At 54.8% G+C, this 21,941-nt stretch carries 23 protein-coding genes; 11 read left to right on the plus strand and 12 right to left on the minus strand.

Annotation, left to right across the window (positions count from 1 at the left end; all coding sequences use genetic code 11):
• The first annotated feature begins 14 nt into the window (after window positions 1-14).
• Window positions 15-2,090: a glycogen debranching protein GlgX gene (glgX, locus tag IM265_RS03015; RefSeq protein WP_193030659.1), complete on the plus strand. Its 2,076-nt coding sequence runs from the start codon at window positions 15-17 to the stop codon at window positions 2,088-2,090.
• A gap of 1 nt (window position 2,091) precedes the next feature.
• On the opposite strand, the gene IM265_RS03020 is transcribed toward glgX, so the two are convergent.
• Complete coding sequence (locus tag IM265_RS03020; protein ID WP_041909953.1) at window positions 2,092-2,637, minus strand: winged helix DNA-binding protein; 546 nt, start codon at window positions 2,635-2,637, stop codon at window positions 2,092-2,094.
• 199 nt (window positions 2,638-2,836) lie between these two features.
• Here IM265_RS03020 and IM265_RS03025 point away from each other — a divergent pair, with 199 nt between their 5' ends.
• From IM265_RS03025 to IM265_RS03050, 6 genes are all read left to right on the plus strand, one after another.
• On the plus strand, window positions 2,837-3,559 hold the full coding sequence (locus IM265_RS03025; RefSeq protein WP_028013182.1) for a DUF969 domain-containing protein: 723 nt from the start codon (window positions 2,837-2,839) through the stop codon (window positions 3,557-3,559).
• Window positions 3,556-4,542 (plus strand): DUF979 domain-containing protein, encoded by a 987-nt coding sequence (locus IM265_RS03030; protein WP_041909955.1) that lies wholly within the window; start codon window positions 3,556-3,558, stop codon window positions 4,540-4,542. The genes IM265_RS03025 and IM265_RS03030 overlap by 4 nt, the downstream gene beginning before the upstream one ends.
• A gap of 9 nt (window positions 4,543-4,551) precedes the next feature.
• Complete coding sequence (locus IM265_RS03035; RefSeq protein ID WP_088205453.1) at window positions 4,552-5,547, plus strand: DUF2891 domain-containing protein; 996 nt, start codon at window positions 4,552-4,554, stop codon at window positions 5,545-5,547.
• Between the two features lie 236 nt (window positions 5,548-5,783).
• Complete coding sequence (locus tag IM265_RS03040) at window positions 5,784-6,176, plus strand: polymorphic toxin type 44 domain-containing protein (protein WP_193030657.1); 393 nt, start codon at window positions 5,784-5,786, stop codon at window positions 6,174-6,176.
• Entirely contained in the window at window positions 6,154-6,588 is a 435-nt protein-coding gene (locus tag IM265_RS03045; protein WP_048958788.1) for a hypothetical protein, read from the plus strand. Before IM265_RS03040 ends, IM265_RS03045 begins: the two co-directional genes overlap by 23 nt.
• Window positions 6,589-6,609: 21 nt before the next feature.
• Window positions 6,610-7,095, plus strand: coding sequence for a type VI secretion system tube protein TssD (locus IM265_RS03050; RefSeq protein ID WP_048999579.1), 486 nt, complete (start codon window positions 6,610-6,612; stop codon window positions 7,093-7,095).
• A 39-nt stretch (window positions 7,096-7,134) separates the two neighbouring features.
• On the opposite strand, the gene IM265_RS03055 is transcribed toward IM265_RS03050, so the two are convergent.
• A complete protein-coding gene (locus IM265_RS03055) occupies window positions 7,135-8,535 on the minus strand; it encodes an MFS transporter (protein ID WP_193030655.1) in 1,401 nt (466 codons plus the stop codon).
• A gap of 117 nt (window positions 8,536-8,652) precedes the next feature.
• On the opposite strand from IM265_RS03055, the gene IM265_RS03060 reads away from it, so the two are divergent.
• Window positions 8,653-9,558: a LysR family transcriptional regulator gene (locus IM265_RS03060; protein ID WP_045260531.1), complete on the plus strand. Its 906-nt coding sequence runs from the start codon at window positions 8,653-8,655 to the stop codon at window positions 9,556-9,558.
• A gap of 118 nt (window positions 9,559-9,676) precedes the next feature.
• Here the strand turns inward: IM265_RS03060 and IM265_RS03065 are convergent, their stop codons facing one another.
• From IM265_RS03065 to IM265_RS03100, 8 genes are all read right to left on the minus strand, one after another.
• Entirely contained in the window at window positions 9,677-10,480 is an 804-nt protein-coding gene (locus IM265_RS03065; protein ID WP_063154097.1) for a carboxymuconolactone decarboxylase family protein, read from the minus strand.
• Between the two features lie 15 nt (window positions 10,481-10,495).
• Entirely contained in the window at window positions 10,496-11,191 is a 696-nt protein-coding gene (locus tag IM265_RS03070; protein ID WP_193030845.1) for a putative quinol monooxygenase, read from the minus strand.
• A 59-nt stretch (window positions 11,192-11,250) separates the two neighbouring features.
• Complete coding sequence (locus tag IM265_RS03075) at window positions 11,251-12,270, minus strand: aldo/keto reductase (RefSeq protein WP_193030653.1); 1,020 nt, start codon at window positions 12,268-12,270, stop codon at window positions 11,251-11,253.
• Window positions 12,271-12,272: 2 nt separating this feature from the next.
• On the minus strand, window positions 12,273-12,845 hold the full coding sequence (locus tag IM265_RS03080; protein ID WP_193030651.1) for an NAD(P)H-dependent oxidoreductase: 573 nt from the start codon (window positions 12,843-12,845) through the stop codon (window positions 12,273-12,275).
• 150 nt (window positions 12,846-12,995) lie between these two features.
• Window positions 12,996-14,030 (minus strand): amidohydrolase family protein, encoded by a 1,035-nt coding sequence (locus tag IM265_RS03085; protein ID WP_063154092.1) that lies wholly within the window; start codon window positions 14,028-14,030, stop codon window positions 12,996-12,998.
• 102 nt (window positions 14,031-14,132) lie between these two features.
• Window positions 14,133-15,080 (minus strand): aldo/keto reductase, encoded by a 948-nt coding sequence (locus tag IM265_RS03090; RefSeq protein WP_193030649.1) that lies wholly within the window; start codon window positions 15,078-15,080, stop codon window positions 14,133-14,135.
• A gap of 83 nt (window positions 15,081-15,163) precedes the next feature.
• On the minus strand, window positions 15,164-15,853 hold the full coding sequence (locus IM265_RS03095; RefSeq protein WP_193030647.1) for a type 1 glutamine amidotransferase domain-containing protein: 690 nt from the start codon (window positions 15,851-15,853) through the stop codon (window positions 15,164-15,166).
• An 8-nt stretch (window positions 15,854-15,861) separates the two neighbouring features.
• Window positions 15,862-16,170: a hypothetical protein gene (locus IM265_RS03100; RefSeq protein WP_014831950.1), complete on the minus strand. Its 309-nt coding sequence runs from the start codon at window positions 16,168-16,170 to the stop codon at window positions 15,862-15,864.
• Window positions 16,171-16,309: 139 nt separating this feature from the next.
• On the opposite strand from IM265_RS03100, the gene IM265_RS03105 reads away from it, so the two are divergent.
• Entirely contained in the window at window positions 16,310-17,209 is a 900-nt protein-coding gene (locus IM265_RS03105; RefSeq protein WP_193030645.1) for a LysR family transcriptional regulator, read from the plus strand.
• A gap of 36 nt (window positions 17,210-17,245) precedes the next feature.
• On the opposite strand, the gene IM265_RS03110 is transcribed toward IM265_RS03105, so the two are convergent.
• Window positions 17,246-18,154, minus strand: coding sequence for a LysR family transcriptional regulator (locus IM265_RS03110; protein WP_014831948.1), 909 nt, complete (start codon window positions 18,152-18,154; stop codon window positions 17,246-17,248).
• A 211-nt stretch (window positions 18,155-18,365) separates the two neighbouring features.
• Here IM265_RS03110 and IM265_RS03115 point away from each other — a divergent pair, with 211 nt between their 5' ends.
• The gene (locus IM265_RS03115) at window positions 18,366-19,352 is read left to right on the plus strand and encodes an aldo/keto reductase (RefSeq protein WP_192971075.1); all 987 of its coding nucleotides are present in this window, start codon (window positions 18,366-18,368) and stop codon (window positions 19,350-19,352) included.
• Between the two features lie 46 nt (window positions 19,353-19,398).
• On the plus strand, window positions 19,399-20,580 hold the full coding sequence (locus IM265_RS03120) for an aldo/keto reductase (protein WP_193030643.1): 1,182 nt from the start codon (window positions 19,399-19,401) through the stop codon (window positions 20,578-20,580).
• Between the two features lie 141 nt (window positions 20,581-20,721).
• Here IM265_RS03120 and IM265_RS03125 read toward each other — a convergent pair whose 3' ends face one another.
• Window positions 20,722-21,759, minus strand: coding sequence for an aldo/keto reductase (locus tag IM265_RS03125; RefSeq protein WP_193030641.1), 1,038 nt, complete (start codon window positions 21,757-21,759; stop codon window positions 20,722-20,724).
• Between the last annotated feature and the right edge of the window lie 182 nt (window positions 21,760-21,941).

The raw sequence follows: 21,941 nt of genomic DNA on the forward strand, positions 1-21,941 counted from the left end.
CGTGGAGAACGAAAATGGCAAAGGAAACTACGTTTGAAATTCGGGCCGGTCATGGCCAGCAGTTGGGTGCGAATTATGACGGGAAGGGCGTTAACTTCGCGCTGTTCTCCGCGCACGCGGAGCGGGTGGAGCTCTGTCTGTTTGACCCGTCCGGGAAAACAGAAATCGCCCAGCTGGAACTGCCGGAGTATACCCATGAGGTCTGGCACGGCTATGTGCCTGACCTGAAACCCGGTGCGCTGTACGGCTATCGCGTCTACGGCCCCTACGATCCGGAAAACGGTCACCGCTTTAACCCGCATAAGCTGCTTATTGACCCGTATGCCCGTGAACTGGTGGGCGATATCGACTGGAACGACGCCCATTTCGGTTATGAGCTGGGGCACGACGAACTGGATCTTAGCTTCGATACGCGGGACAGCGCGCCGTTCACGCCGAAATGCAAGGTTATCGACCCGAACGCTTTCGACTGGCAGGACAACAACCGGCCAAACGTGCCCTGGTCACATACCGTCGTCTATGAGAGCCACGTGAAGGGCTTTACCCAGATGAACCCGGCCATTCCGCCCGAGCTGCGCGGGACGTTCGAGGGGATGGGATACAAAGCCTCGGTCGACTACATCAAGAGTCTGGGCATTACCTCGGTGGAGCTGCTGCCCGTTCACTGGTTCCCGGACGACCAGCATCTGCTCGACCGTGGCCTGAAGAACTTCTGGGGCTATAACACGCTCGGCTTTTTTGCTCCGGCGTCGCGCTACTATGGCCCGGCGGGGATCCAGGGCTTTCGCGACATGGTACGCGCCTATCATGACGCGGGCATCGAGGTGATTCTGGACGTGGTCTACAACCACACGGCGGAAGGTAACGAGCTGGGGCCAACGCTTTCATTCAAGGGCATTGATAACTACAGCTACTACCGCACGCTGCCGGACCAGCACCGGTACTACATTAACGACACCGGGACGGGGAACACGGTGAATACCTCGCACCCGCGCGTCCTGCAGATGGTGATGGATTCCTTGCGCTACTGGGCCGAATCCATGCACATTGACGGTTTTCGTTTCGACCTGGGGACGATTCTGGGCCGCGAGCCTGAGGGGTTCGATCCGCGCGGGGGCTTTTTCGACGCCGTTACCCAGGATCCGGTGCTCTCTAAGCTCAAGCTGATTGGCGAGCCCTGGGATATTGGCCCCGGCGGCTATCAGGTCGGTGGCTTCCCGCCAGGCTGGGGAGAGTGGAACGACAAATACCGCGATACCGTGCGCGAGTACTGGAAGGGGGACAACGTCTCGACGGACTTTGCCGCGCGTCTGCTGGGCTCCGGGGATCTGTACGACCTGCGCGGGCGTCGCCCGTGGGCCAGCGTCAACTTTATCACCGCCCACGACGGCTTTACGCTGAATGACCTGGTGTCTTACAACGAGAAGCACAATGCCGACAACGGTGAGGACAATAACGACGGGCATAACGATAACCGGTCGTACAACTATGGCGAAGAAGGGCCGACGGAGAACCCGGACATTATCGCCACCCGCGAACGGCAGAAGCGTAATTTCCTGACCACGCTGCTTTTCTCCCACGGTACGCCGATGCTGCTGGCGGGGGACGAGTTTGGCCGTACGCAGAAGGGCAACAACAACGGCTACTGCCAGGACAGCGAGATCTCATGGATCGACTGGAAGGGGCTGTCCGAAAACGACGCGGCGCTGCGCGAGTTCACCCGCCGGCTCATTGCCCTGCGCGCGCAGCAGCCGCTGCTGCGTCGTGAGAGCTGGCGCGACGGGCTCGAGATCCGCTGGTTCAATGCCGGAGGCGGTCCGCAGCAGGCCGAGCAGTGGGATGAAGGCTCAACGCTCGGGGTCTCCATCAGCAGGCCGGATCTTCAGCAGGAGGACGGCATCTGGCACGACGTGCTGATGCTGTTCAATCCGTTTGAAGGCACCGTGCCGTTCCAGATCCCGCAGTTTGGCGAAGGGGGATGGGTGCTGGAACTTTCTACGGCGGATGACGCTGCCGCCGGGACAGCGTTCACCGAAACCGTAGAGTACGAGTTGGCCGGACGCAGCATTACCCTGTTCAGACGTCCGTAATTCAGAGTGATGCCGCCGCGCGGGCGGCGGTGTCATACAGGGAGGAGATCGCGCGTAGCAGCTGCGCGGTTTCGCCGATGGATTTACCGGAAATGCCGCTCTCCGCATGAATGGCGATCAGACACGCTTCGCGCACGTCCCGGTACTTCATGCACAACGCTTTCCCTTCCTCCGTGGTGGAGAAAAAGAGCTCTTTACCCGCTTTCTCGCTCGTCACGTAGCCCGCTTTGACCAGCTTTTTCAGGGCATAGGTCACTACATGCGTATCTTCCACGTTGAGAACAAAGCAGATATCGGCCAGCTTTTTCTTGCGGTCGCGGTGGTTCACGTGATGCAGCAGCGAAACGTCAAAAGCGCCCATATCCGGCTCTCCGGCTGCGGCCATGCAGCGCACCATCCACTTGTTAAACGCGTTGCCAGTCATGATCAGCGCGTACTCCAGCTCTGACAGTTCCGCGCAGCGCTCCGACACCAGATGGCGGGAGGAGACGATCCGGCCATCGTTGATATCGTTGCAATCGGGTGAAGCACTCTTTTTCGAGGTCATAACGTTCCTTAGCCAGAAATGTAAACTCGTCGATAAAATAAGAACATTTTATTGATAATTTGTTTACATGTTTTTGAGGTTCAGATATAGCTTTTTAGCGCAGGTTTTGTGAAGCCTGACGAAAAACACAACATCGCTCGCCGCAAATTAAAAAAATAGCCGTCGGCGCGCAACGCTCACTTTCGATAGGGTAAACGTTATGGACGGTACTACGCTGTTGCCGCTGATCGGGATACCGATCGTGGTCATTGGTTTTGCACTGCGCTTCAACCCGCTGCTGGTCGTCGTGGTGGCGGGTCTGGCGACGGGCCTGCTGGTCGGGATGGATTTCGGGATGCTGCTGGAGACCTTTGGCGAGAAGTTCGTCAATAGCCGATCGCTGGCGACCTTCATCCTGATCCTGCCGGTAATTGGTCTGCTGGAATATTACGGGCTTAAAGAGCGCGCCCAGGCCTGGGTGGCGAAGATCGCCAGCGCCACCTCGGCGCGTATTCTGATGCTCTACTTCGTGGCGCGTGAAGGAACCGCCGCGCTGGGGCTGATGTCGCTGGGCGGCCATGCCCAGACGGTACGCCCGCTGCTGGCCCCGATGGCCGAAGGGGCAGCGCTGAACGAATACGGCGAACTGCCGCAGCACATTCGCGACAAAATCAAGGCCCATGCCGCGGCGTGCGATAACATCGCGGTCTTCTTTGGGGAAGATATCTTTATCGCCTTCGGTGCGGTGCTGCTGATTGACGCGTTTCTTAAGGAAAACGGGATCGAGGGGATCGAGCCGCTGCATATCGGCCTGTGGGCCATTCCCACCGCCATTGCGGCATTGATTATTCATATGACGCGCCTGCTGCGCCTGGATGCCAGCATCCGCCGCGACGTCATGGCCTGGCGTGCAGAGCAGGGTACGCAGGGGGCCGCGCAATGATGACGCTTATCACCATTAACCGCGTGTATTACCTGATCGGCTTTGTTGTGATGCTGCTGGTTGTCATGACCCTGCGCGACCGCGCTAATCCGAAGCGTTTTACCACCGCGCTGTTCTGGTTTTTATTCGGCGGGATCTTCCTGTTCGGTGACCTGATGGTTCAGGAGCTGGGCAAATCGCTGGCGTACCGGATCGTTGGCGGTTGCGTTATCGCTATCGCGCTGCTGGCGGGTTTTGGCCTGGTCGGGAAAGGCCACTATAAAATGGCCTCCGACGAGGAGCGCATTGCCTCGTCAAACCGCCTTAAAAACTGGCTATTCCTGCCCGCGCTGATGATCCCGGTGGTGACGGTAATCGGGACGCTGTTTCTGAAGGGGGTGTCGATTGGCGGTGTTTACCTTCTCGACCAGAAACAGCTCACTCTGGCGGCGCTGTGCGTGGCCTGCGTTGCGGCGATCCTCACCGGTTGGTGGCTGACCAAAGGCACGCCGCTGCACGCCATTCGCCAGTCCCGTCGTCTTGTCGATACCATCGGCTGGGCGGTGATCCTGCCGCAGATGCTGGCCATGCTCGGCGGCGTGTTCGTGGCGGCCAATACCGGTGATTCGGTGCAGAAGGTGGTGAGCCTGTTCGTGAACCCGGACAGCCGCTTCATGCTGGTGGTCATTTACTGCGTGGGGATGGCGCTGTTTACCATGATCATGGGTAACGCCTTTGCGGCCTTCCCGGTGCTGAGCGCGGGGATCGCCTTGCCGTTCCTGATTAACGTGCATCACGGCAACCCGGCGCCGCTGCTGGCGATCGGCATGTACGCGGGCTACTGCGGCACGCTGATGACGCCGATGGCCGCGAACTTCAATATCGTTCCCGCTGCGCTGCTGGAGCTGAAAGACAAATATCAGGTGATCAAGATCCAGATCCCGACCGCGTTAACCCTGCTGGTGGTGAACGTGTTCCTCATGTATTTCCTCGTGTTTCGCTAAGGAGCTGTTATGGAATTGACGCAACATCAGGCTGACGCGTTTGCCCGCATGCCTTTGACCTATTTGCGCCAGGAATACCCGAACCACATCATGCATCTGCTGAATGATGACGGTGACGTTCTGCCGCCTCGCGAGCTGCACCCGATTTTCTACGGCTGTTTCGACTGGCACTCGGCGGTGCACGGCTACTGGCTGCTGCTGCGCTGCGTGCGCCTCTATCCTGATCTACCGTGTCGGAATGACATCGTCGCGCTTTTCGACGAGCACCTGACCGACGAGAACGTGGCGAAGGAGCTAGACTATTTCACCGCGCCGTTCCGCGCCTCGTTTGAGCGGCCGTATGGCTACGGATGGCTGCTGGCGCTGGCCCAGGAACTGAAACAATCGTCGCTGCCGCAGGCCGCAGGCTGGTACCAGACGCTGGAGCCGCTCACCCAGGATATTCGCAACCGACTGGTGGGTTACCTCAGCAAGCTAACCTATCCGATCCGCGTCGGAACGCACTACAACACGGCGTTTGCCCTCGCGCTGGGGCTGGACTACGCCCGAGCCGTGGAAGATAGCGCGCTTGAGCAGGCGATTGTGACGGCGGCGGAGCGGTTTTATCTCGCCGACACGCGCTACCCGGCCCATTACGAGCCGGGTGGCGATGAGTACATCTCTGGTGCGCTGACGGAAGCGCTGCTGATGAGCAAGGTCGCAGAGAATTTCCCGGCCTGGTTTGACGCGTTTCTGCCGGATATCGGCTCCATTGCGGCGCTGATGAACCCGGCGCAAGTGAGCGACCGTACCGACCCGAAAATTGCCCATCTGGATGGGTTAAACCTCAGCCGCGCCTGGTGTATGAAGCATATTGCCAGGGCGCTTCCGGTAAACCACCCGGCCCAGCAGGCCTTGCGTGATGCCGTGGCAAAACACCTGGCGGCAAGCGTCGGGCACGTAGTGGGCAGCCACTACAGCGGCGGGCACTGGCTGGCGAGCTTTGCGCTACTGGCGCTGGAATAAACAAATACGCCGTCTTTCCTGCCGGGTGGCGCTGCGCTTATTTGCCCTACATTGTGAAATGCACAATTCCTGTAGGCCCGCGCAAGCGTAGCGCCGCCTTAATTTTTTTGATTTTTAATGCGGTCAATACCTTAGTCGGATATTTTTCCGTCATTTCTCTGTAAACAGATATCTTTTTTACCATCGCAAAGGTGTACGATATGCGGCCATATACCCACATGAAATAGGTGGTTAATATGGCTGTTATACCTTTGTTACCCAAAGAAGGAATCGCTCTTGTGTTGGCAAACATGAGGATTGCAAGAGCGCATGGTATGAGCAGAAACATGGCTATCCCTACAACCTATCTTTGGTTTTATCAAAAAGTAAGAAATAAGGGACCGTGGGATTACAAGCAAGGACACCCGGAGTTAGCAAATTTTGGGAACTTCAATTATGGTTCGGCTGGCTATGCTGCCGGGATACCATCAGAAACGCTATTGATGGGTGCTGGATGGGCGCAGGAAAAAGCTAAAACCTCCAAAAAGAAATGGGGGCACTGGTATCAAAAACCGCCTTATGGGGATGATCCACACGATCAGTTTTGGATAAGGCAAGGTATAGAATATGCAAAGAAATACGGTTATTAAACGGCTCCATTGCTTACTCACAACGATTCTGTTGCTCGTTGTTTGTGGGTTTCTGACATATCAATACTATTTTAATGCATCTCCTCACGATAGCTTTGTCAGCAAACAGAAACTCTCTGATACCGTCACACTGTACATAACTAAGTATGATGATGGAGACGCTACGGTGTCGGATGTTTACCGCTTCTATTTAGATAAAGACAACAGCGGGAACATTATGAAAGCCCTTGAAGAACGATCACCCTTCCTGGAAGCCGATACAAGCAATGTCACAGCTTCAGCTTATGGGAACACGGTAAATGTAAAAATCACGGGCAAGGTTTATTCATTCACTAATTCTGATCTGTTCTATGCCGATGGTGTAGCGATCATGCCTGTAATTAATCTCATAGCCAATGGAATAAGAAATTAATTAACATAAGGAGTTTTAAAAATGGCTGTACCAGTACACCTCTTTTTGAAAGACGATGGCGGAGCAATGATCCGTGGTGGTTCTGATGTTGCAAACCGTGAAGGAAGCATAGAGCTTAGAGATCTGATCCATAACCTGAGCATTCCAACAGATGAGGCAACAGGTAAACTTACAGGTACAAGGCAACATTCAGCCTTCAGTTTAACAAAGGCAATTGACTCATCTTCACCCTATCTATACAAAGCAGTGGCTACAGGTCAGACGCTTCAAAGTGCCGAATTAAAGTTCTATCACATCAATGATGCTGGTCAGGAAGTGGAATACTTCAACATCCTGATGGAAGGCGTGAAAGTCATTTCAATAACTCCAATAATGCATGATACAAGAGATTGTCCCGGTACTGGTCACATGGAAAATGTATCTTTACGATATGCAAAAATCACATGGAAAATTCTGGACGGAAATATACAGTACACTGATGCGTGGAACGAACGTCCTACAGCGTAGTTGTTATAAACAAGCAGCGCCGAGAGGCGCTGCACAGCGTTACGCTGATGCCCGCACCCCAGGGCGCAGCCTGCTCAGGCTAAACAAAACCGATCCTGTTGAGGCGATGACGGCGATCCACAGTGCCAGATGCACGGCCCGATCGTGGTCTGATCCGGTCGTCGCAAGCAGCACCCCCACCGCGGCGGCCCCCAGACATTGCCCGAACGTCCTGACGATAGACAACACCCCTGAGGCATAGCTGGCATATTCCCGCGTCACGTTAGCGAGCATCTCCCGGTTATTGGGGCTCTGGAAGCAGCCAAACCCAATCCCGCAAACCAGACTGCGCAGGCAGATATTCCATGCGGACGGGTTTTCCGGCAACGTCGCCAGCAGGACCAGCCCACCGACAAAAATCATCAGGCCGATAGTCGAGATCAGCGGCGCGGAAAGGGTATCTGCCCAGCGCCCCGCATGCGGTGCGATCAGCACGATGCCCATTGGCCACGGGGTGAACAGCAGCGCCGAAACCACCGGGCTGTAGCCATACACGCTCTGAAACAGGAACGGCAGCGCGACAAAGGTGATGCCCTGGCTGACAAACGAGGCCAGCGAGGTCAGGGCGGCGAGGGTGAAGCGTCCGTTTCTGAACATAACGGGCGGCAGTATGGGACTGCGCGCGCGCCGAATACGCCAGACGAAGGCGATAGCGCTGACCAGCGTGAGAAGCCCCCAGCCTGCGGCTGCCGGGTTAATGCCTTGCGTTATGTGCTGAAGGCTGTCGGCCAGCATGATTGCAGAACCTAACAGCACGGCGGAGAGCGCGGCGCCCGGCGCATCAAAGGGGGAGCGGTCAACGTCCGACTGGCGCGGCAACGCCCGCCATGCCAGCAACAGGGCAATACTGCCCGGAACAAGGTTAATGGCGAACAGCCACTGCCAGCTCAGCGCGTCCAGTATCGTCCCGCCCAGCACAGGGGCAATTGCCGTGCTGGCGGCGATAAGCAGGGCGTGCAGCCCCAGAATGCGGCCTAGCAGTCGACCCGGAAAAACGGAACGCAGGATCGCCGGGGCGATACTCAGGGTAGCCGCGCCGCCGATTCCCTGCAGAATACGCATCCCGATCAGCATGTCGGGCGTTTTCGCCAGCGCGCAGCCGAGCGAGGTGAACGTAAAGGTGGCAAGCCCGGCAAGAAAAACCGGTCGAAAGCCCACGCGCGCCGCCAGCGCCGCGAAGATGGCCAGCGTCATTGCCGCCGATAGTAGATAACCGTTGGCAAACCACACCGCAACGTTCGCGGGGACCTGCATCGCCCTTGCCATGGAGGGCAGCGCGATGTTGATCATGGTGCCGTCAAAGACGCCCATCAGCGTGGTGGTCATGACGGCGGCCATCACCCGGGCGCGTTCATGACCGGGTAAGCCTTCATCGCCGGGCTGGTTTGAAAAGAGCGTCATCGTCGTTACTCCGCATAAGAATAGTGATGACGAAACTATAATCATGGGGTATACAGGGCGGAAGACGCAGCGCTTGCACTTTATCGTTGCATATAACGCCTTATCTGAGGAGCCATCGTGTCCGATCCTGACTTTAACCTTCTGGTTGCGCTCGACGTTCTGCTGGCCGAAGCCAGCGTGGCTGGCGCGGCGCGGCGCTTAAACCTGAGCACCTCCGCCATGAGCCGTACCCTGAGCAGGCTGCGGGAGGTGACAGGCGATCCTATCCTGGTGCGGGCCGGTCGGCAGATGGTGCTGACGCCCTGGGCCGAAGCCACCCGGGATCGGGCCAGAAGCGCCGTGCATGAGGCAAGGGCAGTACTGCAACCCTCCACGGAAACGCTGAATGTTGAGCGTATGGAGCGCCTGTTCACCATCCGAGCCAACGACGGCTTTGTGGTGGCGTTTGGGCCACTGCTCATTGCCGCAGTGGCGGCGGTGGCGCCCGACGTCTGCATTCGCTTTTCGCCGAAACCTGAGAAAACGTCGCGCTATCTGCGAGAGGGGCTGGTTGACCTGGAGATCGGCGTGCAGAGCAATATGGGTCCTGAAATTCGTCTGCAACGGCTCTTTCAGGACCGGTTTGTTGGCGCGGTGCGCCAGGGGCATCCGCTGGCCTCGCTGTCGTCAGTCAGCCTGGAGGATTATGTCGCCTGGGGGCACGTGGTGGCCTCGCCCGACGGCTCGTTACACGGATTTGTCGATGAGGCGCTGGCGGAGCGCGGGATGAAGCGCAAAATTGCCAGCGTGGTGCCAGGGTTCCCGACGGCGTTATCGGTGGCGATGGTCTCCGATCTCGTTGCCATGGTGCCGGCGCTCTATCTGCTCAATCAGCCGATGACCGAGCGCGTGCACGTCTTTGAACTGCCGTTTAAAACCCGGAGCATTACGGTGTCACAGATGTGGCATCCGCGCATGGAAAAGGACCCGGCGCATCGCTGGCTCAGGGAAAAGGTGCTGGAGGTGTGCCGCGCTGTACGCTGACGGCTCAGGCCACTTTTTTCGGCACGGAGAGAATGAAGCGCGTCGATACCGCATCCGATTCCACGCGAACGTTCGTTCTAATTTTGTGATGTGCGTCAGGTTTTAGTGTTCAGTAATATTACCTTTTACTCGATGAGCGATTGCTTAATACCTCTCCGACAACAGGAGCAGCGGTAAATGCGTTTGGCCAGCCAGCGTAAAACGCGGCTTGGGTAACGATCTCCCCAGCTTCCTCAGCAGAAAGTCCATTATCCATCGCTCTGTTGAGGTGATAGCCAATCTGCGCACTCTGTCCAGATGCGATTAACGCGCTGACCGTAATCAGGCTTCTGTCGCGGGGTTTCAGCGCGGGTCTTTGCCAGAGATCCAGGAACAGGGGGTCAGCAGTAAATTTAACCAGGCCTGGAGATATTGGGCCTACATTTTTTTCCACTGTCTCTGAACGCTGCTTTTCTGCTTCCTGATTGAGAGGAAGCAGGTCCGGAGAAGCTTCAGGAAGTGCATCTGCCGTGACGCCACGAGTTTCAAATACTGCTTTGGTCACGCTGATGGCTGACATTGCATTTGGCCAACCTGAGTAGAACGCCAGATGGGTAATGATTTCTGATAATTCCGCTGGCGTAACGCCGCTATCGAGAGCGACGTCAATGTAGTGCTTAAGCTCGGCAGGCTGGTTACGGGCAATCAGCATGGCGACGGTCACCATACTACGATCTCTGGGCGAGAGGGCATCGCGTGTCCACAGATCTTCAGTAATCGCTTCTCGACCAAAGCGCGCAAGAGCCGGTGAGACAGAACGAATATCAGCTTCAGGAATCGCTGAAGGTTCAATTTTCATCATAGCTTTACCTCTTGTTTCCTCAGCATTAGCAAAATCAGAAATAACAAGCGACATGGCCGCCGCTGCAATTACGCTTTTCATGTTAATCCTCACTGGTCAACGGTGCGGATCCTGTTTGATTCCGCCTTTGTTACGAAGAAATACCGGTTTTACCGGGATAGCGTCCTTCCTGGCGCTCATATGCGCCGTTTGCCTGAGATAGTCCAGGAAGTGCGGCGTTTGTCGGTGCAGTTGATAATCCTCCTCACTGGCGTAAATCTCATAGAAATACCAGCGGTTCGGACTCTGTGAGTCTGTAGCGGCATACATGGCTAACACGCCTTTCTCTACTTTGAGCGACTCGGCCATTTCAGGAAGGACGATGTTTTTAAATTCGGTCTGAAATTCAGGCTTTACCTCGACGATCACCAGATTATTAATGGTTCGCTCATTCGGTATGATGTGTTTGTCCCCCAGAAATTGGGGCTCCAGAGTGATTTTATTTTTCCGATCGATAATGTCAGGTGCCCGGGCAGCGAATGCCTTGTATGGTTCGGCATTCAGATGTTTGCGGTAAGCACTCTCGTTTTCATAGAGTTCGACCATGAATGCCTTACGTGGATTGTCGCTGCGGTGCAGGGCGTACATCGCCAGCGTACCTGCTTCATGATCAACCGAAGCGGAAATCGTCTGTCTGGCTACGTCTGCAAAAACTTTGTCCCGATCGGGTCTGACGCCGAGCTCAAAGATATTCATCACTACCTTATCCGGCGCGTCCGGTTTTGTTGCAAAGACAGAGCTGCTTATTAGCATGCAAATTAAAAGCATAAGGGGCTTTTTCACGTTGATCCTTTTACTGAAATGACTGTTTGCTACCGCGTCCAGACCTGCTTAACGTCTTTCGTTTGCGGCGTGTTTTGCGCCATAATCCCCGTCAGAACGTGCGGCTGGTAGGTTTCTTCAAGAAACTGGATGTCTTCTGGGCTCAGTTGAAGATTTACGGCGTTTACCGCGCCATCAACGTGATCTTTTTTTGTGGCCCCTACGACAGGTGACGTGACCTTTGTCAGCAGCCAGGCGAGTGAGATTTCCGTCATGGACACCTGATGTCGTTCAGCAAGTTCGGTGACGCGCTCGATAATGATCCGATCCTGTTCAGCCGTGCTGTCATATTTCCCGCGCGCATAATCATCCTCCGTGGCTCGCCGCGTGTGGCCTTCTTTCCGGGCGAGACGACCGCTGGCCAGCGCGCTATAGGGGGTCATGGCGATATCATCTTCAGCGCACAGACCGAAGAGCTCTCGTTCATCTTCACGCATAATCAGGTTGTAGTGGCTTTGCACGGAAACAAAGGGCGTCAGCCCTTCGCGTTCGGCAAGCGCGTTCGCTTTCGCCAGCTGCCAGGCATAGCAATTGGAAATACCAATAGCGCGCACTTTGCCCGCAGTAACGGCGGCATGCAGCGCTTCAAGCACCTCAATAACTGGCGTGTTGTAATCCCAGATGTGGTAGATGTAGAGGTCGATGTAGTCCATCCCAAGATTCTGCAGGCTCTGGTCGAGCGATCGGGCTATTGCCTCTTTTCCGCCGATCCCCGCGGCAATTTGCGCGGCGGTTCGTGGCAGAAACTTGGTGGCCAGCACCACGTCCTCGCGTTTTGCCATCTCCCGCAGCGCCCGGCCAACGTATCGCTCGCTGGAGCCGTTCTGATAGGCGATGGCGGTATCGTAAAAATTGATACCCTTTTCGAGACCGTAGCGGATGATGTCCCGGCTTGCTGTTTCGTCCAGCGTCCAGCGATGCTGGCCCGTTAACGGGTCGCCAAACCCCATACATCCCATACAGATGCGGGAGACCAGTAAGTCACTTTTACCGAGCCGGGTATACTGCATCGTTATTCTCCCTCTGGATTATTCACGACGGAATTGAGCAGATCGACAAGCCTTGAAGCGTGTTCCCGGGCAAGCGTTTTTTGCTGCGCGATTTTGTCGACATCCCGGTCGGCATAGCTGATACCGCAGGTATAAACCGGCGCCAGCAGCTCAAGATTGCACAGTCTTGCCGTGGTCTCGAACGGAATAAGATACTCTTCAATGGCATGGCCAAAGAAACCGTCAGCGGTATAGAGCGCCTGTGGCGCCCCTGTAGTGAAGGAGAGGAGCAGCTTTTTACCGCCCAGTTTCGCCGTTGAGCCATGCGCGAAGCCGTGGACAAAGACCTCGTCCAGCCATTGTTTCATTAACCCGGGCAGCCCATACCAGGAAAAAGGAAACTGCCAGACAATCACATCGGCCCTGAGCAGGCTTTCCTGCTCCGCAGCGATATTGAATTTGCCGTCCGGATAGAGCCAGTCCAGACGACGAATTTCAGCATCGGGAAGGGCGGTCGCCACTTCATCAAGGATAGTGGCGTTGGCGACGGAATGGTTCAGCTCAGGATGACCTGAAATAACAAGGATATTTTTCATTTCAATACGTTAAAGAGGCTGGTGAATTTTTAACCCAGTATAGAGTGACACCATTATTTTTTTTAGAGCAGTAAAGGCTCATTCACTTTTAGACAAAAACTAATAATGGTCGACTGTTCTCATTGTGCCCGGTCATAATGAACCCGTGAACTACGCCATGATGCCCAGTAAACGTTCTGCATTGCGAAACGCGATGGCCTCTTTTTCAGCCTTGTTGACGGGCAGACTGTCGATAAATGTTTTTACACCGTCCAGGGTCTGATAGGGGTAATCAACGGAGAACAGGATCCTGTCTGCCCCCATTAACGCGTAGATAAACTGGAAGTGCGGCAGTGTCAGCATACCTGACGGGGTAACGTAAACGTGTTCCTGGAAGGTTCTCGTTAGCGTGCGTGACAGACCCGTTGCAGCCAGCGGAAGGCTGTCATCAAGACGCTGCAGCCAGAAGGGCAGCATCTCCCCCCAGTGGCCACTGATTACCTGCAGGTGGGGATATTTATCAAATGCGCCCGATAACATCAGCCGTAACAAATGGATCCCGGCTTCGTGATGCCAGCCCCAGCCAAACATAGAGAGCCGGGCGTTGACCTCTGCGCTGAAGCCCGTGAAGTAGGCCTGTTGCACGCTTTTAACCGGTAATCCGGGATGAAGATAGAGTGGCACATTCAGTTTATTAAAGCGGGAAAGCAGGGAGTCATAGTCAGGATGATCGAGAAAGCATGAAGAGGGTCGGCCATTCAGAAGTGCCCCCTTAAACCCCAGTTTTTCAACTGCGCGGGCAAGCTCTTTTTCAGCCTCTTCCGGCTGTGCCCAGGGAAGTGTGGCAAATGCCGCGAAGCGATCCGGGTGATTTCTTACCGCCCCGGCAAGGCGGTCGTTTGCCGCCGTATTTAATGTTACCGCTTCATCCCCAGGTGCCAGCTGGGGAAATCCGCCCACAGAGAGGATCTGCAGGGTAATTCCAGCTTCATCCATATCCCTGAGGCGGCGGCTTTCCAAATCAGCGCCTTTCGCGTTTATCAGAGCATTCTTTTCTATCTGCGGCCGGCTTCGGTCAGGATTATGACCATCAGCGACGGTTTTCCCCCAGTCGCCAAGGAAAGGTGCCTGCTCAAGCGCAACAGGCATACACGCTCGCCCTAACTCGCTGTCGAGATAATGTTCTTCGAGGCAAATGATTTTCATATTCTCACCCTTCATACAAAGCAGTAAAAGTGATGCAGATTAGGATCGCCCGGAACTGTCCATACGTGAATGTCATTCATGACAGTCTGTCCCGGATGGGGTTTACACAATCGGTTTTTCCCAGGCGCCTCGTGTATCCACTCTGGTCTCTGTGGCGAGTTGTTCCAGCAGGATGATTTCCTCATCGCGTAACTGGATGTCTGAAGCGCAGGCGGCGTCCAGAACGTGATGGACTTTAGTCGCACCAACGAGGGGAAGGGTAGCTTTTGCAATAGCCCATGCGATGGCTATCTGTGCCACGCTGGCATTCCTTTCGGCTCCCATTTTTTTCATGGCGGCGGTTAATCTTTCTATCTGCGGCAGTACTGCGTTATAACTTTCGGTCCGGCCACTCCCGGCAGGCATGGGATGATTTGAATCATAACGACCACTGAGCGCGCCTTGCTCCAGGACCATGTAAGCAAAGAACGTGATGTTATTTTGTCGGCAATAATCAAGGATCCCGGCCTCTTCAGAGGCGCGATAAAGCAGGCTGTAGTGATTCTGTACTGCACTGAGGGAATAACCGGAAGCGTTAAGGATTTCGTTGGCGCGTCTGATTTGTGCGAGATTGTGGTTGGAAACCCCGACGCGTTTGACCTTACCGCTTTGTAAAAGTGGGATCAGTCCTGGCGTCCATTTCTCAACGTCGAGGGGATTGTGGATCCAGTAGATATCAATCGCGTCCACACCCAGGCGTCCGAGGCTGGCCTCAAGCATATCGCTGACAGGCTGTGCTGACTGTTCGTTCGCAATCTGCGGCGTGAATTTGGTGGATAAAATCATATCCTCGCGGGGGAACTGACGGACTAATGCTCCCAGCGCTGCCTCGGAACTCCCCATGCCATATACTGCTGCGGTATCCCAGAGATTCAGACCCTTACTCATGGCCGTGGTGAACACGTCTGCCATCTGAGTATCAGAAAGATGATTGCCGAAGACGGTGTCGCCACCGGCAAAGCCTGTGCCCCAGGACCATGTGCCGAGCGCGACTGGAGGAAGAGTTTTCATATTCAGCTCCTGAAAAAAGCCGGAACGTTGCTGACGTAAACCGGCCAAAGAGGGTGAGTAACGATGAAAGACAGATGAATGAATTAAGTTGGCTGGCGGAGGGCATTTAACAGCGCCACACCGACACCGTGCGCTGAAGCGGGATTCTGCCCCGTGATAAGGCGACCGTCAGTAACCACATTTTCAGACCAGTTCGGGGCTTCATGATGAAGCGCGCCATGCTCGCGGAGTGCAGTCTCAAGCAGGTAGGGAACCACATCTGTGGTGTGAACTTCTTCCTCTTCCTTGTTGGTAAAGGCCGCCACGTTTTTGCCTTTCACCAGGTATTCGCCGCTGCTGAGCTTTGCGTCAACCAATGCCGCAGGTCCGTGGCAGACGGCTGAGACAATCCCATCACTTTCATACACTTCGCGGATAATACGCTGGGCATCCTGGCTGTCGCGGAAATCCCACATGGTTCCATGCCCGCCCGCAAAGAAAACGGCGCTGTAATCGGAACCGTTCAGCTCAGATAACGCAGGCGTTGTGGCCAGACGCTGCTGAAAATCGGTTTCGTTCCAGAACCAGGCGTTGACAGAGTCACTGAGGTCAAATCCATCCACCGGCGGCTGTCCCCCGCGAATGCTGGCTATCGTCGTTTTTAGTCCGGCATCTTCCAGTACTTTCAGCGGATGCGTCAGCTCAGCCAGGAAAAAACCGGTTGGTACACCGGATGCGCCTTTAATCGGATGGCTGGAAACGACACACAGCACGGGTTTATCTGCAGGTTTCATATCGGGCCTCACTCTTTATTTTTAAATTCAGCGGCAAAGAGATTTTCCCAGTTAATAAAGGAGCCAAGCGGAATGCATTCAAAGCTTAATAAGCCTGCTTTTGCCAGCGGGAATTCGGCCATTACGTTCATCGCTTCATCGACAGAGTCACATTCAAGAAAAATAGCGACGCCAGGTCTGTCCTGACGGAAGTAGATGTCGCGGATGAAGCCGGATTTATACAATCCCCAGGCGTGCAGCGCTTCAGCGTTAAGGTGTGGAGCATATTTTTCCAGCGATGCTCCAGGTGCGGGGATATCCAGACATAAAATTCGCATCATAGTCTCCTGAACTCAGGTCGTTGTAGAAAGAGATAAAAGTATAAGAGGTGAATTTCACGAATATTAGAGGAGCATTGACTTAAGCATCTTTAGACTGTACTTAATAATCAGGCGGAGATTGCTTTAGGAACACATTATGAATAACGCCCTGTATAACCAGATACGGATCTTTCAGAGCATTGCACGTGAGGGCAATATTTCGGCAGCCGCAAGAAAACTGGAAATTACGCCTCCCTCCGTCAGCAATGCGCTTAAGCTGCTGGAAGATCATATTGGCCATCCGCTTTTTGTGCGTACGACCCGCCGTATTGAGCTGACGGAAACCGGGCAACTGTTGCTGGAACAGACCGCTGCGGCGGTGGAGTCGCTGGAAAATTCGCTTGAAAGCATTCGCGACCAGAATCAGGAGCCCTCTGGTATCGTGCGAATCACGCTCTCGCGTTTTGCCTATCTGTTAATTCTTAAGCCTGCAATGGCGAAATTCTGTCAGCAATATCCGGGTATACAGCTTGAAATTTCGGTTTACGACGGTACCGTGAATGTTATCGAAGAGCGTTTTGATCTTGGGATCCGTTTTGGCGATATCCTCGAAGGTGGGGTGGTGGCGCGGCCGTTAATGAAACCCTTTCGTGAAGGGTTATATGCATCCTCAGCTTATATCAGCGAGCATGGAATGCCCGAGGTGCCGGCTGACCTCAGTCAACACAAGCTCATTGGCTACCGTTTTATTACTAACAACCGCATCCTTCCGTTGATTCTGAACGATCGCGGAGAGCAGTTGACGGTTGAGATGCCCGGACAGTTAATCAGCAACGATATTGACGTTATGGCAGACGGGATCCGTAACGGCCTGGGAATTGGACGTTTGTTTGAACCCATCTGGCAGTTACAGCCGGACAGGGAGCGCTTTATACCCGTGATGGAGAGCTACTGGAAAACCTACCCGCCAGTGTATCTCTATTATCCCAAAAACGCGGGTAAAACGAAAAGAGTGAAGGCCCTGATTGATTTTCTGATATCCGCTACGGGGCGATAAAGACGATAACGCATCGTCCCGTATGGAAGCGCTATTTCACAACCCCAGCGGCCTGGCCTCCTGTATGAACTCAATCAGAAGGCGAAGCCCGGTTGGCAGTTGCCGGCGGCTTGAATAATAGATATAAAAACCTTCCTCCAGCGGGGACCATTCCGTAAGCACCAGGCGGAGCCGTCCATCCTTCACATAGGGTGCAACAAGAGGCTCCGGAAAATACATCAGGCCGGCCCCGCCTAATACGGCCACAAGACCCGTTTCAGCCTGGTTGACCGTCACTGAGCCAGGCACAGTGATTTGGTACGTTTCGCCATCTCGCTCAAGTTCCCAGCGATAAATCCGATCGTCGCCGAGACGATTGCTTATACAGCGATGGTGTAACAAATCATCCGGATGTTCAGGCGTTCCGTAACGTTCAAGGTAGTCGGGGGATGCGGCGATAACCCAGCGAATATCGGCAGATAAACGCCGGGCAACCATGTCTTCCGGGACGGTGCCACCATAGCGGATACCGGCATCGAAGCCCGCATCAGTGACGTCAACCATACGGTTGCTGGCCACAATATCGATTTCAATATCGGGATAGCGATCCATAAACGCGGGCATAACCGGTGCAAGCAAAAGATTGGCCGCTTCAACGGCTGCATTGATGCGGATACGCCCGGTAGGCGTATTACGATACCGGTTAAGCGATTCAAGCGCGCCTTCTATCTTGTCGAAAGGCTGAAGGACAGACTGAACCAGTTCTTCACCTGCAGCCGTAGGGGTAACGCTCTTGGTCGTGCGATTAAGGAGGCGAACCCCGAGCCGGGTTTCCAGTCCCTTCAGGGCATGACTAAGCGCTGATGCACTGACACCTAATTCAATCGCCGCACGGCTGAAACTGCGATGACGTGCAATAGCCATGAAATAAATGAGATCGGCGACATCAGCTCTGCTTATTTGCATACAGAATCGTTTTCCTTGTGCGTTAAGGCCGAATGCGTTGATACGGAAATGATATACACCATAGACCGACCAGGGCTAATCCGTTGCTGAATTTTTTTCACAAGTCCATCCACCCATCGCCTCTCACTGAACACATTGTGCTTCGTTATTCTTGAAAATTATGCGCTCTGCCCGTCGGTCAGGGCGGAACATTCACCTAACGGAGCCGTGTATGAACTATACGCATCTTGGCCGCACCGGCCTGAAAGTCAGCCGCCTTTGTCTCGGAACCATGAATTTTGGTGACGTCACCGACGAGAAAACCAGCGCCCGCATTCTGGATGAAGCGCTTGAGGCGGGTATCAATTTCATTGATACCGCAGACGTGTATGGCACCGAGCAATCACCCGATATCCAGCAAGGTTCGGGGCTGTCTGAAGAGATTATTGGTCGCTGGCTCCAGCAGGGTGGCCGCCGTGACCGTATCGTTCTGGCGACGAAAGCCTATCAGCCTATGGGACCGGGTCCGAACGATCGCCGTCTTTCTGCTTACCATATTCGCAAGGCCTGCGAGGACAGTTTGCGACGGCTTAAGACCGACCATATTGACGTCTATCAGATGCATCACATCGATCGTTATACACCATGGGAAGAGGTCTGGCAGGCCATGGAACTCCTTGTTCAGCAGGGAAAAGTGCTTTATATCGGTAGCAGCAATTTCGCAGGCTGGGACATTGCGACTGCGCAGTCAGTTGCCACGGCCCGTCATTCCCTGGGCCTGGTTGCTGAGCAAAGTCTCTACAATCTGACTGCCCGAACCGTTGAACTGGAGGTCATTCCCGCATGCCGTCATTTTGGCCTGGGACTGATTCCCTGGAGCCCACTTGCCGGAGGGTTGCTTGGCGGCGTACTGAAAAAGATGGCAAGCGGGCGCCGTGCAAGGCCCGCGTTTGCCCGTCTAATCGAACAGTATCGTCCGCAGCTGGAAGCCTACGAAGGATTATGTGAGGACCTCGGCGAAACCCCTTCCGATGTGGCGCTTGCCTGGCTCCTGCAGAATCCTGTGGTTACTGCTCCACTTATCGGGCCTCGTACGGTCGAACAACTCCAGCAGGCGCTTCACGCAACGACAATCACGCTATCAGACGACACCATGAGCTGTCTCGACGAAATCTGGCCCGGCCCCGGGGGAGAAGCGCCCCAGGCTTATGCCTGGTAATGACCAAATTAATGAATCCTTTCTTCGCTATAGGGAGTTCCAGTTTATGAGCAAGATGATGCATGACCAGCATTCTGCTTCCGTACCCGCTTCCCGGGATCGTCGCAATTTTCTGATCGCCGGCGCCGGTCTGGCGTTGGCCGCTACCACCCTTGGCAGGAGCGGTGCAGTGATGGCGAACCCGGCTGGTCAGGACTCGTCGAACGCCCCTTCGGATACTGTTCCCGTCCAGAAGGAGACCTTAACCACGCGTAAACTCGGCTCGCTGGAGGTTTCCAGCATGGGACTGGGCTGTCTGCCTATGGTGGGGTATTACGGCGGTGGTCCGCGCGATCGCAAAGCCATGGTGTCGCTCATCCGGGCCGCCTTCGAACAAGGCATTACGTTCTTTGATACTGCCGAGGTGTATGGTCCCCATCTCAGTGAAGAATTTGTCGGGGAAGCACTGGCCCCCGTTCGCGATCGTGTGGTGATTGCCACTAAGTTCGGTTTCGGCGTGGAGGAGGGGAAGCCAACCTCCCTTAACAGCCATCCTGACCATATTCGCCGTGCCGTAGAGGGCTCGCTAAAGCGTCTGAAAACGGACCATATCGATCTGCTTTATCAGCATCGCCCCGATCCGAATGTGCCGATTGAGGATGTGGCGGAAACCGTGAAGGCGTTGATCCAGGAGGGTAAAGTGAAACACTGGGGGTTGTCGGAAGCGAGTGCCAGGACAATCCGCCGCGCACATGCGGTACTCCCTGTGACTGCAGTACAGAGTGAGTATGCCATGTGGTGGCGTGAACCGGAGACGCGGATATTTCCAACGCTCGAAGAGCTGGGTATCGGCTTTGTACCTTACTGCCCGACCGCCCGGAGTTTCCTTGCCGGGGCAGTCAATCCAGATCAGCGGTTCGACAGCACAGATCGGCGGCATAACCTGCCACGTTTCCAGCCCGATGCCCTGGCCAAAAACATGGTACTGCTTGAATTTGCGCAATTGTGGGCCCGCCGCAAAAACACCACTCCGGTTCAGTTCGCGCTGGCATGGGTGATGGCACAACGGCCATGGATTGTCCCCATCCCGGGTACGACGCAATATCCGCACCTGATAGAAAATAGCGGTGCACCGCAAGTCCGGTTGACGGACAGCGAGTTACGCGAAATCGATGCAGCGCTTGCCAGGATCCCATTGCAGGGTGGTCGCGCAGATCCGTTTACCGAAAGTCAGTTTGATAAAAGTTAAACGGTGATGGCCACCTTTATACTTACTGTCACAGGGAGACTGTAGGTAAAGTCTCCCGGTCTGGCGATCCGACCCTGACATCACGAGTTGTTCATTGTCACCAACAGCGGGCCCGAACCAACGCCGGGCCAGGGTAGGGCATTAACAGTCCTGTATTGCTGAAGGCGGCGTGAGTGAAGGTGGCGCATCCGGAAGCGGGGGAATGATCCCGTCGACGGGGTGCGGCAGATAGCGTGCCTCGAGTTCCATGATTTCGGCATCGCTAAGTGAAAAGTCCAGCGCGCTGATAGCCGTGGAAAGATGTTCTGGTTTCGTCGCGCCGATGATCGGTGCTGTAATGACCGTTTTTGATAGCAACCAGGCAATTGCAACATGGGCTCTTGGCACATCGTGCTTTTCAGCAATGCTGGCAACAACATCTATAACGGGCTTATCCAGAAGGGCTGCGTTCTCATACATTTTTAACGCAAAGGCATCGTTTTGCGTTCGTCGGGACGTGACACTCCAGTCGCGCGTGAGCCTGCCGCGTGCCATCGGACTCCAGGGGATCACACCAACGCCCTGGTCTTCACACAGGGGCAGCATCTCGCGCTCTTCTTCCCGGTAAAGCAGGTTGTATTGCGGTTGCATCGTAATAAATCGGGTCCAGCCGTTACGCTCTGCCGTATGCTGCATTTTTGCAAAGCGCCAGGCTTCCATAGATGATGCGCCGATGTAACGTACTTTTCCTGATTTAACGAGGTCATGCAGAGCCTCCATGGTCTCTTCAACAGGCGTGGAGTGGTCAAAGCGGTGAATCTGAAAGAGATCCACGTAATCCATGCCTAAGCGCATCAGGCTATCGTCAATAGACTGAAAAATGGCCTTGCGGGAAAGAAACCCGGTATTGGGTGAGTTGCGCCACGGAAAGAAGGTCTTTGTCGCCACAACGATCTCATCGCGTCTGGCCATTTCTCTCAGCGCTTTTCCAGTGATCTCTTCAGAACTTCCGCCCGAGTAGATATTCGCGGTATCAAAAAAATTAATGCCCGCTTCAAGCGCCTGACGGATGAGCGGACGTGACGCCTTTTCATCCAGGGACCAGGGTTGAGGCAAGCGTTCAGGTTCACCATAGCTCATACAACCGAGACAAAGACGGGAGACTTGCAAACCGCTACGACCCAGATTCACATACTTCATTCTGTGTTCCTTCTTTTATTGCCAGCAATTCTGTATGTGAAAGGGTATTGCACTGACATGAAGGGAACCAGCATGCGCCATCGAATGGTGTTATGAGTTTTTTTCACAGATGGGCGTAATCGTCAGTGGGTTTTACATACAAACTGCGTGGCCAACGGTGAATCCTCAAGACTGAGGAGGGA

Source organism: Enterobacter cloacae complex sp. P17RS (assembly GCF_014895885.1).
GTDB classification, from domain to species: domain Bacteria; phylum Pseudomonadota; class Gammaproteobacteria; order Enterobacterales; family Enterobacteriaceae; genus Enterobacter; species Enterobacter bugandensis.

Bases quoted from the DNA above. Each gene is read 5' to 3' on its own strand.
- glgX (WP_193030659.1), top strand. From the start codon at position 15: ATGGCAAAGGAAACTACGTTTGAAATTCGGGCCGGTCATGGCCAGCAG.
- IM265_RS03020 (WP_041909953.1), bottom strand. From the start codon at position 2,637: ATGACCTCGAAAAAGAGTGCTTCACCCGATTGCAACGATATCAACGAT.
- IM265_RS03025 (WP_028013182.1), top strand. From the start codon at position 2,837: ATGGACGGTACTACGCTGTTGCCGCTGATCGGGATACCGATCGTGGTC.
- IM265_RS03030 (WP_041909955.1), top strand. From the start codon at position 3,556: ATGATGACGCTTATCACCATTAACCGCGTGTATTACCTGATCGGCTTT.
- IM265_RS03035 (WP_088205453.1), top strand. From the start codon at position 4,552: ATGGAATTGACGCAACATCAGGCTGACGCGTTTGCCCGCATGCCTTTG.
- IM265_RS03040 (WP_193030657.1), top strand. From the start codon at position 5,784: ATGGCTGTTATACCTTTGTTACCCAAAGAAGGAATCGCTCTTGTGTTG.
- IM265_RS03045 (WP_048958788.1), top strand. From the start codon at position 6,154: ATGCAAAGAAATACGGTTATTAAACGGCTCCATTGCTTACTCACAACG.
- IM265_RS03050 (WP_048999579.1), top strand. From the start codon at position 6,610: ATGGCTGTACCAGTACACCTCTTTTTGAAAGACGATGGCGGAGCAATG.
- IM265_RS03055 (WP_193030655.1), bottom strand. From the start codon at position 8,535: ATGACGCTCTTTTCAAACCAGCCCGGCGATGAAGGCTTACCCGGTCAT.
- IM265_RS03065 (WP_063154097.1), bottom strand. From the start codon at position 10,480: ATGAAAAGCGTAATTGCAGCGGCGGCCATGTCGCTTGTTATTTCTGAT.
- IM265_RS03070 (WP_193030845.1), bottom strand. From the start codon at position 11,191: ATGCTAATAAGCAGCTCTGTCTTTGCAACAAAACCGGACGCGCCGGAT.
- IM265_RS03075 (WP_193030653.1), bottom strand. From the start codon at position 12,270: ATGCAGTATACCCGGCTCGGTAAAAGTGACTTACTGGTCTCCCGCATC.
- IM265_RS03080 (WP_193030651.1), bottom strand. From the start codon at position 12,845: ATGAAAAATATCCTTGTTATTTCAGGTCATCCTGAGCTGAACCATTCC.
- IM265_RS03085 (WP_063154092.1), bottom strand. From the start codon at position 14,030: ATGAAAATCATTTGCCTCGAAGAACATTATCTCGACAGCGAGTTAGGG.
- IM265_RS03090 (WP_193030649.1), bottom strand. From the start codon at position 15,080: ATGAAAACTCTTCCTCCAGTCGCGCTCGGCACATGGTCCTGGGGCACA.
- IM265_RS03095 (WP_193030647.1), bottom strand. From the start codon at position 15,853: ATGAAACCTGCAGATAAACCCGTGCTGTGTGTCGTTTCCAGCCATCCG.
- IM265_RS03100 (WP_014831950.1), bottom strand. From the start codon at position 16,170: ATGCGAATTTTATGTCTGGATATCCCCGCACCTGGAGCATCGCTGGAA.
- IM265_RS03105 (WP_193030645.1), top strand. From the start codon at position 16,310: ATGAATAACGCCCTGTATAACCAGATACGGATCTTTCAGAGCATTGCA.
- IM265_RS03110 (WP_014831948.1), bottom strand. From the start codon at position 18,154: ATGCAAATAAGCAGAGCTGATGTCGCCGATCTCATTTATTTCATGGCT.
- IM265_RS03115 (WP_192971075.1), top strand. From the start codon at position 18,366: ATGAACTATACGCATCTTGGCCGCACCGGCCTGAAAGTCAGCCGCCTT.
- IM265_RS03120 (WP_193030643.1), top strand. From the start codon at position 19,399: ATGAGCAAGATGATGCATGACCAGCATTCTGCTTCCGTACCCGCTTCC.
- IM265_RS03125 (WP_193030641.1), bottom strand. From the start codon at position 21,759: ATGAAGTATGTGAATCTGGGTCGTAGCGGTTTGCAAGTCTCCCGTCTT.